This is a genomic window from Thermodesulfovibrio hydrogeniphilus, from assembly GCF_054657355.1.
Genome location: NZ_BAAHYW010000001.1, coordinates 113,262 through 128,121, shown reverse-complemented (window position 1 = coordinate 128,121; position 14,860 = coordinate 113,262). Strand labels below are relative to the sequence as shown.

General features: G+C 37.9%; 14 protein-coding genes. 3 read left to right on the top strand and 11 right to left on the bottom strand.

The genetic code is table 11. The features are described from left to right. Positions 1 to 77 precede the first annotated feature (77 nt). From purD to ACYQ3P_RS00645, 10 genes are all read right to left on the bottom strand, one after another. Positions 78 to 1,343 (bottom strand): phosphoribosylamine--glycine ligase, encoded by a 1,266-nt coding sequence (purD, locus tag ACYQ3P_RS00690; RefSeq protein WP_460176040.1) that lies wholly within the window; start codon positions 1,341 to 1,343, stop codon positions 78 to 80. Then, a complete protein-coding gene (locus ACYQ3P_RS00685) occupies positions 1,340 to 2,233 on the bottom strand; it encodes a protoglobin domain-containing protein (RefSeq protein ID WP_460176039.1) in 894 nt (297 codons plus the stop codon). Before ACYQ3P_RS00685 ends, purD begins: the two co-directional genes overlap by 4 nt. Before the next feature lie 2 nt (positions 2,234 to 2,235). Beyond that, the gene (purH, locus tag ACYQ3P_RS00680) at positions 2,236 to 3,771 is read right to left on the bottom strand and encodes a bifunctional phosphoribosylaminoimidazolecarboxamide formyltransferase/IMP cyclohydrolase (protein WP_460176038.1); all 1,536 of its coding nucleotides are present in this window, start codon (positions 3,769 to 3,771) and stop codon (positions 2,236 to 2,238) included. Between the two features lie 46 nt (positions 3,772 to 3,817). Then, positions 3,818 to 7,096, bottom strand: a complete 3,279-nt coding sequence (gene carB / locus ACYQ3P_RS00675; protein WP_460176037.1) for a carbamoyl-phosphate synthase large subunit — start codon at positions 7,094 to 7,096, stop codon at positions 3,818 to 3,820. Beyond that, positions 7,096 to 7,386 (bottom strand): hypothetical protein, encoded by a 291-nt coding sequence (locus ACYQ3P_RS00670; protein WP_460176036.1) that lies wholly within the window; start codon positions 7,384 to 7,386, stop codon positions 7,096 to 7,098. The genes carB and ACYQ3P_RS00670 overlap by 1 nt, the downstream gene beginning before the upstream one ends. Continuing rightward, the gene (carA, locus tag ACYQ3P_RS00665) at positions 7,386 to 8,492 is read right to left on the bottom strand and encodes a glutamine-hydrolyzing carbamoyl-phosphate synthase small subunit (protein WP_460176035.1); all 1,107 of its coding nucleotides are present in this window, start codon (positions 8,490 to 8,492) and stop codon (positions 7,386 to 7,388) included. The genes ACYQ3P_RS00670 and carA overlap by 1 nt, the downstream gene beginning before the upstream one ends. Beyond that, on the bottom strand, positions 8,489 to 9,829 hold the full coding sequence (locus ACYQ3P_RS00660; RefSeq protein ID WP_460176034.1) for a dihydroorotase: 1,341 nt from the start codon (positions 9,827 to 9,829) through the stop codon (positions 8,489 to 8,491). Before ACYQ3P_RS00660 ends, carA begins: the two co-directional genes overlap by 4 nt. Continuing rightward, positions 9,826 to 10,737 carry an aspartate carbamoyltransferase catalytic subunit gene (locus ACYQ3P_RS00655; RefSeq protein ID WP_460176033.1) on the bottom strand — a complete coding sequence of 304 codons (912 nt, stop codon included), beginning with the start codon at positions 10,735 to 10,737 and terminating at the stop codon, positions 9,826 to 9,828. The genes ACYQ3P_RS00660 and ACYQ3P_RS00655 overlap by 4 nt, the downstream gene beginning before the upstream one ends. Then, positions 10,734 to 11,264: a bifunctional pyr operon transcriptional regulator/uracil phosphoribosyltransferase PyrR gene (pyrR, locus tag ACYQ3P_RS00650; protein WP_460176032.1), complete on the bottom strand. Its 531-nt coding sequence runs from the start codon at positions 11,262 to 11,264 to the stop codon at positions 10,734 to 10,736. Before pyrR ends, ACYQ3P_RS00655 begins: the two co-directional genes overlap by 4 nt. A 311-nt stretch (positions 11,265 to 11,575) precedes the next feature. Beyond that, positions 11,576 to 11,950: a transposase gene (locus ACYQ3P_RS00645; protein WP_460176031.1), complete on the bottom strand. Its 375-nt coding sequence runs from the start codon at positions 11,948 to 11,950 to the stop codon at positions 11,576 to 11,578. Between the two features lie 90 nt (positions 11,951 to 12,040). Here ACYQ3P_RS00645 and ACYQ3P_RS00640 point away from each other — a divergent pair, with 90 nt between their 5' ends. The 3 genes from ACYQ3P_RS00640 to ACYQ3P_RS00630 are packed head-to-tail and all read left to right on the top strand — an operon-like array spanning position 12,041 to position 13,314. Further along, positions 12,041 to 12,487 (top strand): transposase, encoded by a 447-nt coding sequence (locus ACYQ3P_RS00640; protein WP_460176030.1) that lies wholly within the window; start codon positions 12,041 to 12,043, stop codon positions 12,485 to 12,487. Next, on the top strand, positions 12,465 to 12,737 hold the full coding sequence (locus tag ACYQ3P_RS00635) for a hypothetical protein (protein ID WP_460176029.1): 273 nt from the start codon (positions 12,465 to 12,467) through the stop codon (positions 12,735 to 12,737). The genes ACYQ3P_RS00640 and ACYQ3P_RS00635 overlap by 23 nt, the downstream gene beginning before the upstream one ends. Then, a complete protein-coding gene (locus ACYQ3P_RS00630) occupies positions 12,673 to 13,314 on the top strand; it encodes an IS256 family transposase (RefSeq protein ID WP_460178023.1) in 642 nt (213 codons plus the stop codon). Before ACYQ3P_RS00635 ends, ACYQ3P_RS00630 begins: the two co-directional genes overlap by 65 nt. On the opposite strand, the gene ACYQ3P_RS00625 is transcribed toward ACYQ3P_RS00630, so the two are convergent. Next, positions 13,278 to 14,201: a transposase gene (locus ACYQ3P_RS00625; protein WP_460176028.1), complete on the bottom strand. Its 924-nt coding sequence runs from the start codon at positions 14,199 to 14,201 to the stop codon at positions 13,278 to 13,280. The two genes, ACYQ3P_RS00630 and ACYQ3P_RS00625, sit on opposite strands and share 37 nt — an antisense overlap. Positions 14,202 to 14,860 lie beyond the last annotated feature (659 nt).

The following is a 14,860-nucleotide window of genomic DNA, read 5'->3' as shown; positions in this document are numbered from 1 at the left end:
ATAAAGGGATTTTAAAAAGTTAAAATGTCAAAAATCAGGCATTTTTTGCCTGATAGAGTCAATTTTTCCGACAAGTTTTATATGTTCAAGCCGATGTCTTTTCTGTATTGCATTCCCTCAAAGTTTATGAAATTAATAGCACTGTAAGCTCTTTGCCTTGCATCGTGAATATCATTTCCCAAGGCAGTGACTCCGAGTACTCTTCCACCACTTGTGACTATTCTGCCTTCTTCATCAAATTTAGTTCCCGCATGAAAGACTATGACATCCTTCAGCCCCTTTATCATCTCAAGTCCTGAAATTGGCAAGCCTTTTTTATATTTCCCCGGATAGCCCTCTGAGGCAAGAATAACGCAAAGGGAGGATTCTTTTTTCCATTGAACATCTATTTTGTTTAGCTTCTGGTCTGCTATTGCCATAAATATATCAACTAAATCAGTTTCAAGACGAGGTAATATAACCTGCGTTTCAGGGTCTCCAAATCTGCAATTAAACTCCAAAACATAGGGTTTATTATCCACAATCATAAGCCCGGCATAAAGAATTCCTTTATAGGTAATTCCCTCTTGTTTTAAACCTTTAATAGTTGGCTTTATAACTTTCTCCAAAATCTCTCTTTCAAGCTCTGGCGTTACTGTCGGATTCGGGCTAAATGTTCCCATGCCTCCGGTATTAGGTCCATCGTCATTATCAAGAAGTCTTTTATGGTCCTTTGATGTAACCATCGGAACAATGTTTTTGCCATCTGTAAAAACCAAATATGAGACTTCCACGCCTTGAAGGCATTCCTCAATAACTACTCGCTCTCCGGCAGAGCCAAAGACTTTTTCTTTCATAATTAGCTTCAATGCCTCAATTGCATCATCATAATTATGACATACAAAAACTCCTTTGCCTGCAGCAAGACCATCAGCCTTAATAACTATGGGCGTACCTTTAAGCCTTATGTATTCTTCTGCATGAGCTAAGGATGTGAAAACTTTATAGTCTGCAGTTGGAATATTGTGTCTCTTCATAAAATCCTTTGCAAATACTTTACTACTTTCAATCTGTGCTGCAGCCTTGTTTGGTCCTATAATTCTTCTGCCTTCCTTTTCAAATATATCAACGATTCCGCGTGCTAAAGGTTCCTCAGGACCTACTACAGTCAGGTCAATCCATTCATATTTAACAAAATCTACCAATGCAGAGTAGTCTCCTGATTCAATTTCAACACACTCAGCAATTTCAGCAATTCCTGCATTACCCGGAACACAGTATATTTTATCAATTACCCTTGACTGGGCAAGTTTCCAGCATATTGCGTGTTCTCTTCCTCCTGAGCCTATAACAAGGATTTTCATTCTCTCTCCTCTGTCTTTTTAACTAACCAGTAAATAATACCTATAATTAATACAGCGGCTATTAGCGATAAAATGAACTCTGTGCTTTCGTGTTTCAGTGTTCCTATCATGACTTCTCTTATGGTTGTTACAAGAGCAACTCCAACAAATACGCTTATTTTAAATTTTCCTCCTCGCAAATGAGCGATTTCAGTGTTTATAAGTTCAAGCATTACCCAAAGGATTAGAACTGAGCCGAGAGCGGTTATGATAGACTGTTCAAGTTTTCCAGATAAAATTTCATATATATCTCTTCCGCAAAGATATATTACTGCGCCTGTCAGTGTTATCAAGCCCAAAATAAGGATAATGCTTGTCAACTGTGAGAATACCTCACCCAATTGAACAACCTTGCTTTTAACTTTGTAAACAGGAAGGTATCCTCGCCTTTCTTCTTCAATATAGGCAGAGTTGATGATGTCAAGATTAATGTCTAATATTTTGTTTATTGAAACGATATACTTTGTTCTTATTTCCTCAAGCTCTATCTCTTCGCATAAAATGGTGAGTATGGAATTTCTCATTACATTGATAGCTCTTATCATGAAGTGTGGCTCTACTCCAACTCTTTCATGCCTCTTCCCTATTCTTATCAAGCTATCATAGTAGGCATTGTCATATCTGCCTGAGAAAAGGGCAATAAACCATATTTTCACAAGTCTCATTACATGTTTTGCAAGGGCTTCATTTTTGAATATTCTCTTTACCGAATCATTGGAATTAATCCATTGATAAAGAGCTTCAACAACCTTGTCAGCTCTTTTCTCCATTACAGGTTTGAGTTCAAGAAGTCTTGTCTCGTCCTCTTTTGTAAAATAATAATTTGCTTTTATTTCTTTGAATGTCCTCATATTTAGTGCCTAAAATGCCTTATACCTGTAAATACCATTGCCATGTTATACTGATTTGCTGCATCAATTACTTCCTGATCACGGATAGAACCACCGGGTTGAATTATTGCAGGAACACCGTTCTGTGCAAGAACATCTATGTTATCTCTGAATGGGAAAAATCCATCAGATGCAACGACTGTGCCTTTCAAAGGACTTAAAGCATGCATTGTTCCAATTTTTGAGGAAAAAACTCTGCTTGTCTGTCCAATTCCAAGTCCTACTGTGCGGTCCTCTCTTGCATATACAATAGCATTTGATTTGACATGTTTGCAGACTTTCCATGCAAACTTAAGTGCCTTCCACTCATCCTCTGTTGGTTGCCTTTTTGTTACCACTTGGGCATTTGAAAATTCATCTTCAACCGCATCCCATTCCTGAACAATAAATCCTCCGAGAATTCTTTTTAAATCATAGCCTGAAGGATTTATTTTGCTTGAAAGACTGGGGAATCTGAGAAGTCTTAAATTTTTCTTTGTTTTGAATACTTCCAGTGCTTCGGAACTAAAATCAGGTGCTACAATTACCTCATAGAATGTCAAAATGACATCCTCTGCGGTGTTTTTATCAACAATTCTGTTAAATGCTATTATTCCACCGAATGCACTCACTGGATCGCATTCAAAAGCTTTTTTATAGGCAACATGGATATTCTCTCCTATGGCAACTCCGCACGGGTTGTTGTGTTTTACAATTACACATACGGGTTCACTGAATTCATTTGCCAAAAGAACTGCTGAATGGGTATCAAGATAGTTGTTAAAAGACATCTCTTTACCTTGCAAAACTTCAGCATCTATTAAAGATGGCTTTTCTCCTAAAGCATAAAGTGCTGCCTTTTGGTGAGGATTTTCTCCATAACGAAGAGGTCTTATTTTCTTAAGTGGTAATGTCCAGTCATCAGCAAAATCAATAAATTGTGTAACTTTGTCAAAATACTCTGCTATCAGAGCATCATATCTTGCTGTGTGGTGAAAGACTTTTCTTGCAAGCTCAAGTCTTCTTTCAACTGAGATATTTCCATTTTTCAGCTCTTCAATGATTATTGGATAATCCTCTGGGTCAACGATGACTATAACATCTTTATAGTTTTTTGCCGATGCCCTTAAAAGAGTAGGACCTCCGATGTCAATATTTTCAATCGCCTCTTCTAAGCTTACATTTTCCTTTTTTATAGTTGACTCAAAGGGATAAAGGTTAACAACAACCATATCAATGGGCTTTATTCCAAGCTTCTGCATGGCTTCTTTATCTTCTTCTTTGTCTCTTCTGGCAAGAATTCCACCGTGAATAAGTGGATGAAGGGTCTTAACTCTACCATCCATTATTTCAGGGAAGCCTGTATAATCTGATACATCAATTACACTTATTCCTGCTTCCCTAAGCAGTTTTGCGGTGCCACCAGTGGATATAATTTCCACACCAAAGTTTACAAGTTCCTTAACAAACTCTTTAATCCCCCTCTTGTCTGAAACACTTATCAATGCCCTCTTTATCATTTATTTACCCCCATTTATTTTAATAATCCCAACTATACAACAAATACTATTCATAAGCCACCGAATTATGGTATTCCTGAATTGATTTTATATTTACAGCCTCTTCTTTCAATCGTCTAATGGCTTTTACTATGGCATCAGCACCTGATACAGTAGTGGTATATGGAATTTTATATTGAAGAGCTCCCCTTCTTATGTACTTTGAATCCCGCTGAGCCTGTTTGCCAAATACTGTATTTATTATGAAACTTATCTCCCTGTTTTTTATCAAATCAAGCACATGGGGTCTGCCTTCCTGAAGTTTGTTAATTATTTCAACTTGTAGTCCATGCTCAGCTAAAAATTTTGCTGTTCCACGAGTTGCTATCACAGTAAAACCGAGCTCTATAAACTCCCTTGCAATTGAAAGCACAGCTGGCTTGTCTTTGTCTTTTACACTGATAAAAACCTTTCCATTGAGAGGAATTTTGCCCATTGCACTCATCTGGGCTTTGGCATAAGCTAATCCAAAATCCTTGTCTATTCCCATAACTTCTCCTGTTGACTTCATCTCTGGACCAAGAATTATGTCAACTTCTGGGAATTTGTCAAATGGGAAGATTGCTTCTTTGACTGTCACATAAGGCATTTTGATTTCTTTCGTTAATCCGAGTTCCTTTAATGTTTTTCCAACCATGATTTTTGCAGCCATTTGGGCAAGAGGGAATCCGATGCTTTTGCTGACATAAGGAATTGTTCTTGATGCTCTTGGATTTACTTCAAGAACATAGATTTCCGAGTCCTTTACAGCAAACTGAACATTCATTAGTCCCTTGACTTCAAGCTCCTTTGCAATGGCTATAGTCTCTTCTTTGATTTTGTTTATTATTTCGTCAGGCAGAGAATACGGAGGAAGAGAGCAAGCAGAGTCTCCTGAGTGAATTCCTGCCTCTTCAATGTGTTGCATTACTCCTGCTACAATTACATGTTCACCGTCTGAAATCGCATCTACGTCAACCTCTATTGCATCTTCAAGATATCTGTCAATTAAAACAGGATGGTCTTCAGAGGCTTTGACAGCCTCTGTCATGTATCTTCTTAACGAACTCTCATCATATACTATCTCCATTGCTCTTCCACCAAGCACATAGGAAGGTCTCACAAGAATTGGATAGCCGAGTTCTTTTGCTATTTCTAATGCCTCATCAAGGGAAGTAGCTGTGCCACTGGGAGGTTGCTTCAGTCCCAGTTTGTCAACAAGCTCTTTAAATCTTTTTCTATCTTCAGCTCTGTCAATAGCATCAGCCTTTGTTCCGAGAATATTAACACCCTGTGCTTCCAGTGCTTTTGCAAGTTTAAGAGGCGTTTGTCCACCAAATTGAACGATTACTCCAAGTGGTTTTTCCCGTTCAATGATGTGCAGGACATCTTCTAAGGTCAAAGGTTCAAAGTAGAGTCTGTCGGAGGTGTCGTAGTCTGTACTTACTGTTTCAGGGTTACAGTTTACCATGATTGTTTCATATCCAAGCTCTCTTAGTCCAAAAACCGCATGAACACAGCAGTAGTCAAATTCAATGCCTTGCCCAATTCTATTAGGACCAGAGCCAAGAATTATTACTTTATTTTTATTCTCTGTTGGCGGTGCATCGTTGTCGTAAATAGTTGCTGATGTCTGATTATTGGTGGTTGGACATAATTTATAGTAGCCCTTTTCATAGCAGGAATACATATAGGGTGTATAAGCAACAAACTCTGCAGCACATGTATCAACGAGTTTATAGGATGGCTTTATGTTGATTTTTTCTCTAATTTCTCTTATTTCGCTTTCTGTCTTTTTGGTAAGATAAGCAAGTCTTCTGTCTGAAATTCCATTTTGCTTTGCACGGAATAGGGTTTCTCTTATCTCTTCAGCTGTCTGTCCCAAGCCTTTGCTTTTTATCTCTTCCTCAAGCTCTACAATCTCTCTAATATTATTCAGAAACCATGGGTCAATACCACTTAGCTCGTAAATCTCATCTATACCAAAACCTTTTCTTAATGCCTCTGCAATATACCAAAGTCTTTCTGCATTCGGATTTTTCAGCCTCCATCTTATTTCATCATCTGTAGTGTTTATCTCTTCAAAACCATAGGAGCCTATCTCCAGTGAACGAATTGCCTTTCCGAGAGCTTCCTTGAATGTTCGTCCAATTGACATTACCTCTCCAACAGATTTCATTTGAGTAGTAAGAATTGGATTCGCTTCTGGGAATTTCTCAAATGTAAATCTTGGAATCTTTACTACCACATAGTCAAGGGTTGGTTCAAAACTTGCAGGAGTTACTCTTGTTATATCATTTGCAATTTCATCCAGAGTGTACCCAACTGCAAGCTTTGCAGCAATCTTTGCAATAGGAAAACCTGTTGCCTTTGATGCCAATGCAGAGCTTCGGGAAACTCTTGGATTCATCTCTATGATGACCATTCTGCCATTTTTTTGATTAACTGCAAACTGAATGTTACTTCCGCCTGTGTTAACTCCAATCTCTCTTATAGCCTTTATTGCACTGTCTCTCATTATTTGATATTCTTTATCTGTAAGAGTCTGAGCAGGTGCAACAGTGATAGAGTCTCCTGTGTGAACACCCATTGGATCAAAATTCTCAATTGAGCAGATAATGACAACATTGTCAGCCTTGTCCCTCATTACCTCAAGCTCAAACTCTTTCCATCCAAGAAGGCTTTCCTCAACGAGAACCTGACTTACCGGACTAAGCTTTAGTCCCCTTTCAAGTAACTCTTTGTATTCTTCAATGTTATAGGCAACCCCTCCACCTGTGCCTCCCAAAGTAAAGGCTGGTCTTAAAATAACAGGAAAACCTATCCATTCAATTACTTCAAGTCCTTCTTTCAAGTTGTTAACAGCAGCTGAGCGAGGCAGGTCCAAACCAATCTTCATCATTGCTTCTTTGAAAAGTTGTCTGTCCTCAGCCTTTTTTATTGCTTTAAGATTTGCTCCAATCAACTCAACAGAGTATTTATCAAGCACTCCTGCTTCTCCAAGCTCAACTGCTAAATTCAAAGCTGTCTGCCCACCAAGAGTTGGTAAAAGAGCATCTGGTCTTTCTTTTTTGATGATGAGTTCAAGAATTTCTGCGGTCAAAGGTTCAATATAAGTTCTATCTGCCATTGAAGGGTCTGTCATAATGGTTGCAGGATTTGAATTTATCAAAACAATCTCATATCCTTCCTGCTTTAAGGCTTTACATGCCTGTGTTCCTGAATAGTCAAACTCGCAGGCTTGCCCAATTATTATTGGACCAGAGCCAATTAAAAGTATTTTCTTGATATCTGTTCTTTTTGGCATTATTTTATAAGCTCCTCCAGTCCCTTTAATCTCTGTTTTTCCCTTTCAAGGGCAATTTTTAAATCCTGTAATTTTTTGAGTTTTTTCTTTAAGCTTATTTCATCCATTTGCTTCGTGCAATTACAACCAGCTTTGCACGACTGCTGTGAGTCATTTTCTACATTCTCAGAAGTTATACCAAGCTCTTTTTTAAGTTGGGATATTTCCTTTTCGTATTGTTTTATGTAGTCTTTGCAAATATTAATCTCTCTCATTGTTGAAATCCAGACTTCATCGTAAGTTATTCCCATTACACTCCCTCATATTTTTTTACAATATTTCTAAATGTTTCAAATACATCCAATGCATCGTTTGGTCCCGGTCCTGCTTCTGGGTGATGCTGAACTGAAAACAATGGATATTCAACATGCTCCATTCCCTCTTCAGAACCGTCAAACAAATTTTTATGTGTAAGCACAATCTGTCCCTTTAAATCATCAATGCACACGCAGTAGTTGTGATTTTGGGCAGTAATTGCTATTCTTCCTGTTTTTAAATCCTTTACAGGATGATTTCCTCCGTGATGTCCAAATTTTAGTTTGTAAATTCTGCCACCAAGAGCAAGTCCGATTATCTGATGTCCAAGACATATTCCAAAAAGGGGTTTTTTGCCAATTAGAATCTTAGCGTTTTTCACTGCATAATCAAGAATTCTTGGGTCACCCGGTCCATTGCTTAAGAGGATGCAGTTAGGATTCATATCAAACACAGCTTCAGCTGGTGTTTTACCCGGCACAACTTTCACGGAAAAACCAACCCTTTGCAGATTGCGAAGAATGCTATGCTTTACTCCAAAATCGTATACAATGCATAGTGGCTTTTGGCTTGTGGCTGATGGCTCGTTTATATCCACTGAATAAGATTCTTTGCACATTACACTGCTTACATGGTCTATCTCTGAGATATCAGGATGTTCCAAAACCTTCCTGTGCAAAACATAAGGGTCAAGCTCTTCTGTTGAGATTATTCCCATCTGAGCTCCGCAGTCTCTTAAATGTTTTGTCAGTGCTCTGGTGTCTATTCCCTGAATGCCAACTATTTTGTAATGTTTCAAATACTCCCCAAGACTACCCTGTGCTCTCCAATTGCTCGGATATTCCTTATTTTCCCTTACAACAAAGCCCTCAACCTTAGGCCCTCCGATTGATTCAATATCCTCGTCGTTGACTCCATAGTTACCTATCTGAGTGTATGTCATAACAACTATTTGTCCTTTGTAGGAAGGGTCTGTGAGAATTTCCTGATATCCAGTCATTGAAGTATTAAAAACAACCTCTCCAATGCATTCACCTTCTGCTCCAAAGGAAAATCCTTCAAATACTGTTCCGTCTTTTAAAACTAAGACTGCCTTTTTCATTCTTCCCTCATATCAAAAAATTTTTTACCTTTTATGGTCATTAAAACTTTTCCTTTAAGCTTCCATCCATTAAACGGTGTATTTTTACCTAAAGTTGCAAATTTTTCACTGTCAACAACCCATTCTTTATTGATATCAACCAATATCAGATCTGCCTCTTGTCCTTCCATAATTCCAGATTTTTGTATTTTTAAAATTTTTGCTGGATTGATTGTTAGCTTTTCAATAAGTTCCTTTAAACTCATGCATCCCTCGTGAACAAGCTGAAGAGAAAGGGCTAAGGCTGTCTCAAAACCTGAAATTCCATTAGCAGCCTCTTGAAATGGAACTTTTTTCTCGTCAATATGGTGGGGAGCATGGTCAGTTGCAATCACATCAATTATTCCTGCCTTTAAGGCATACTTTATTGCTTCTTTGTCTTCATCTGTTCTTAAAGGAGGATTAACCTTTGCGAAGGTATTATAGTTTTTAACAGCCTCTTCTGTGAGCACAAAATAATGGGGACAGGTCTCTGCAGTAACTGGAATACCTTCTTCTTTGGCAATCTTTAACAATTCAACTGAACCCTTTGTTGATACATGGGCAATGTGCAAAGGTGATTTGAAATACCTGCAAAGTATAATATCCCTTGCAACCATTATCTCCTCAGATGCTTTTGGAATTCCTTTAAGTCCAAGATAAAATGAAAGCCTTCCTTCATTCATCACTCCATCAGCAGTAAGATTTAAATCTTCGCAATGAGAGATTAAAGGAGTATCCAATGCCTTTGAATACTCAAGTGCCCTTCTCATGATTAAAGAATTCATAACAGGCATGCCATCATCAGAAAAAGCAACACACCCAGACTTCTTAAGCAGAGCCATCTCAGAAAGCTCTTCTCCCCTAAGTCCCTTTGTGATTGCGCCAATTGGATGAACATCGCAACTTCCATCTTCCTTAGCCTTTGCAAGAATGTAGTAAGTGACTTCGGGATTATCGTTTACAGGATTTGTATTTGCCATACAGCATACAGAAGTAAATCCGCCTCTTACCGCAGATAGTGTTCCTGTCCGAATTGTCTCTTTATACTCATAGCCTGGCTCCCTTAAATGGCAGTGCATGTCAATTAGTCCGGGAAGTACATAAAGTCCTTGAGCATTTATTTCTAAATAATCAGTTAGCGGCTGAGGCTTTTGACTTGTAAATAAAGGCTCTTGTGTTTTAGCTACCTGACTTAAATTGGTTGGTTTATTGAGTTCAACTCGGGAAATAATACCATTTTCAATAGTTACATTGGCAATGCCTTCTTTTCTATTAAATGGGTCTATCAGATTGGCATTGTAAATTTTTATTATCAATTGCTACCTCCGGGAGTCAAAGAATATATTACAGCCATTCTTATAGCAATACCGTTTGTAACTTGCCTAAGAATTATTGCTTTTGGGCTGTCAGCTATCTCTGTTGCTATCTCAACTCCCCTGTTCATGGGACCCGGATGCATAATTATTGCATCATCCTTCAAATATGGCAAAATATTAGGCTTTAATCCCCACATTGTTGCATATTCTTTAAGAGATGGAATGAATGCACCTTTCTGTCTTTCAAGCTGAATTCTAAGGAGCATAACAACATCAACATCTTTTATACCTTCCTTAAGGTCATAAAAGACTTTTACATTGTCTGGTGGCTCAATGGGAAGAAGAGTAGGTGGTCCGAGAAAACGGATTTCAGTGTCAAATTTGCTTAGAAGATATAGATTTGAGCGGGCAACTCTGCTGTGAATAATATCTCCAACAATTGCTATTTTCAACCCATCCAGTCTTCCCTTAACCTCAAGAATACTAAATGCATCAAGGAGAGCCTGAGTTGGGTGTTCATTTGTTCCATCCCCAGCATTTATTACAGATGCTCTGGTATGTCCAGCAACAAACTTCGCTGCTCCTGAGGAGGAATGTCTGATGACAATGTAATCTACATTGTAGGCTTCAATGGTTTTTAATGTATCATATAAGGACTCACCCTTCACCACACTGCTAGTACTGACTGAAAAATTAAGAACATCAAGGCTCATACGCTTCTCAGCAAGTTCAAAGGAAGTTCTTGTTCTCGTTGAGGGCTCAAAAAAAAGATTAATTGCTGTTTTCCCTCTTAAAGTTGGAACTTTTTTTATATCCCTCTGGAGAACTTCTTTAAAAGCCTTAGCTGTATTGAGGATTTCCTCAATAAAATCTCTTGAAAGCTCTCTTATTTCTACAAGGTCTTTCATTGTTTCATCAAAACAACAGAATCTTTTCCTGAAGTTTCCTTTAAATAAACCTTAATTTTCTCATTCCTTGCAGTGGGAATATATTTTCCAATATAATTTGCCATTATTGGAAGTTCCCTGTGCCCCCTGTCAATTAAAACCGCAAGCTGAATTTCAGACGGTCTTCCAAAATCCATCAGTGCATCCATTGCTGCCCTGACTGACCTGCCTGTATACAGAACATCATCTATGAGAACAACTTTTTTATCGTCAATACTAAATGGAATATTCGTAGGCTGAACTGATTTGTTTGCCTTAATTTTATTTATATCATCCCTGTAGAAAGAGATATCAAGCACACCTAATGGCACATCAATTCCCTCTGTCTCCTTTATCTTCCTTTTTATTCTCTCAGCGAGATATAATCCTCCCGTAACAATACCAATCAAACAAAGGTTTTCTGCTCCGTTGTTTTTTTCCAATATTTCAGAGGTAATCCTTGTTAGGATTCTTTCTATTTCCTGTTCGTTGAGAAGTTCCTTTTCCATAGCAGAAAAACCTAAATCATTAAATTATACAAAATTTTAAAAATATATTCAATCGTCCGCATTAGACCCCAAAAATAGAGATAGAAAACTGACAGATTTATTTTAACCCTTTTCAAGACAATTTTTTATTAAAATTATCCTCTATGTCCTCCTATTTCTTCCTTTTCGTAATAATTTTCCCTATTTTTTTCTCTCTTTTTTATAATTTTCACCTATTAATTAACCTAAAACTTGCCTTTTTAGACAATATTCACCCGTGTTTGTTTTTTATTGCTCTATTTTTTTATCATTTTATCTTGCAAATACTCTTCTTATACAAATGCCATTATTTTTTTTCTTATATGAAGTAGAAGATTAAATTTCTCAACTGTGGTTGATACATGAAGCCATAGCCTTCTGCCATGTTTTACCATTTTCCCTGCTATCTCTATAAAAAACCACCTTATTGTGCTTATAGTCTTGTTCTTATACTCTTGCGGTAAAATAAGTTCCCTCTTCAAAACAAAAACATTATATGCAAGCACTCCAAGACAAAACCACATCGCATTTCCCCCAAATTCTCCGCTGGGTAAACTCTCCATCCCTATCCCGTTCTTTAATTCCTTAATGATATTCTCCATCTGCCCCCGCTTGTTATACTCCCATACAACTTCTTCTGCTGAACTTTCTCTGTCAGTTGCTATCACATGGTAACAATAAGGCTCGCTATCAAATAAATCTAGGAGGTTATAATAAAATTGTGTCTATTGTGCAGATATTTTTTGGATTAGAGGAAAATGGGAACTAAAAAGAATAATAGCAAAAAAAAAACAATTTATGGAATAACCTTAAAAAAGGAGGAATGGGAAGTGATAAGGCAGTTTGGGCTTGAAAATTTTATTAAAGAAATTGCAGAGATGCCACCTCAGGAAAGCATTAAAGTTTTAGCTGAGATGCTTTTTAATTTATTGATGAAGAAAGAAAGAGATTTTTTTGTAGAGGCAGACTCTGACAACAAATCAAATGGGTTTTATCAAAGACAGCTCGGATGTATGTTTGGAAATTTAAATTTGTCAGTGCCAAGAGACAGACAGGGAAGATTTCGCTCCGCAGTGCTACCACCTCATTGGAAAAGATTTGACAAAGATTTTGAGGATTTCATCCTAAATCTGATTCTGCAGAGTTATTCTCCATCAAAAATCAAAAGTCTTCCAGAAAAGCATGAATCTTCCATATTCTCCTGAGCAAATAGAGGAGTTAAAAGAGGAGTTATACAGTAAAGCAAAAGAATTAGTAAGCCGAGAACTGCCTTCTGATTGTTTTGCCCTATTTTGTGATGCATATCATACAGAGATGAAGGATGAAAGCAGAAGAATTCGTAAAGCAGTCATCTATACGGTTTTAGGGATAGATATGCAGATGAAGAAAGATTTGTTATGGGTATTATGTTTTTATTGGCTCAGAAAACAAAGGAGATTGGCTCAAGATATTTAACAATCTGATTAGCAGGGGATTGAGGAGAGTAATGATAATTGTCTCTGATGATTTTCCAGGGCTTAGTGAGGCTGTAAAGACCTTATTTCCTCAAACTGACCATCAACTTTGCCTTGTTCATATGCAAAGAAATATTTACAAAAATATGTCAAAGGCTGATGCAAGGCAGTTTAGTGAAGAGATTAACAGAATAAAACACATAGGCGATTATGAGGATACTGTCAGGGAATTTGAAGATGTGCTAAAGAGATTTGAAAAGAAATATCCTGCCTATATAAAGATGCTAAATAGCAAGAAGGAGAATTATTTTTGTTACAAGAAATATCCAGAAGAGATAAGAAAGCACATATATACAACGAATGCGGTAGAGAATATAAATAGCAGGCTGGAAGTCTTAAGGGTAAACTCTGGAGGGTATTTTCAATCTGAGAAAACTGCATCAGTGGCTATATATGTGATAGTAGATAAAATAAGAAAAGGCAGATGGAGCAAACCGATGGCTGTATCTCGTGGGGTATTGTATGAACTTCAACAAATGTTTCAGATGAGATTTGCGCATGAGACACAAAATTCTTGACAACTGTCTAAATCTATCTGCTCTTTCTTCCACTTCTGCACAACCAGCCTGAATGCCTCTGTGCCCTTCATAACATGCACTGTCTCCCCTATCTGCCTGTTTGTAAGTATCCCTTCCTCTGTCCTCAATTCTCTCCAATGCTTTATTCTCTTTATAGCATCCATCACTGCCCCTGTCTTATCTGCTACTATACTGAATGTTGTGCCTTTGCTTCTGAGAAAATTTATTACTTCTGCTGTGTAAAACTCACTGTCAAGACAGGCATGCTTTATCCTTTTTCCTTCAGGCAACAGTTCATATGCATGTGAAAGTGCTTGAAGTGGAACTCCCGCTACATTCCCATGCCTAAACTCATGATAAACGATAATGGGCAACTCCTTAAATGCGGTAACTATAGGTTTGTACCCCTTCACCCCTTTATAGGTCATCTTTGCATCATACTTTTCAGTCTCTATTATTGTAGGGTCTGACCAAAGAGTATATTCTTTCGCTTCATGTATTTGCAATGCTTTCCTGTTTGCTTCATCTATAACTGTTTTCAATTTAACTATGCCTTCGCCATTGCCACTTCTTCTTATCCAGTCACCTACTGCAGAGCTTGATGGGACTTTTCCCATGCCAGTGCTCTCCCTTAAAGCTTTATCTTCAGCAATTTCTCTTAAATCATCTATGTGTCTTCCTCCTGCAAGTAACATAAGAACGATGGGATGAATATATTGCCAAGCATCATATCCTCTGTTTGAACCCGGAGATGGCATTATCCTCTGAATAAGCTTTTTAACTCCAAAAGCCAACATGAATTCTGTAAAAAGAGTAGCTCCTGCATGGGGAGTTAACTTTTCATCTGTTCTTTTAAACTTGAAATTAAGCAGAGTTTGTTTTATCATATCTTAAGCTCCTTGTGTATAATAGTTCACCCAATGGGTGATTTTGTTGTTTCCATATAAACTATTATACACAAAGGAGCCTCTCTATTTTAGTAGATTTCTATTTCTATTTTAGGGCCAATCTCAAAAATAGCGATAGAAATCCAATAATTGGTATAATCATTTGAAAATTAAATATTTTTTACTGTCATTGCGAGCCTCCGAAGGATGCGAAGCAATCTCATTCCATATTGAAGGAAAGACGAGATTGCTTCGGGCACTTCGTGCCCTCACGATGACAAAGGAAGGGGTGATTGCGAGCCTGTCGTTTATTTTTTCCGTCATTGCGAGCCTGCCGACAGGTAGGCGAAGCAATCTCGTCTTTTGCCTTTTACGTCTCACGTCTTACGTTATTACATCATATTAGAGACTGCTTCGCCACATCGAGTGGCTCGCAGTGACGAATTGTTGGATTTCTACGCTGTCGCTCTGTAGCACTGTCGCTCTATGGTACTATGATGGCGAGATTGCTTCCTCCTCGCTTCGCTCGGAGTCGCAATGACGGAGAGGGGGTATCCTCGCAATTACGGAGAGGTGTTCACCATCCACGAATCACCATTCACCAGTCATCAATTAGAGACTGCTCCGCCCCAGATTGCCACGCTATCGCTCGCAACAGG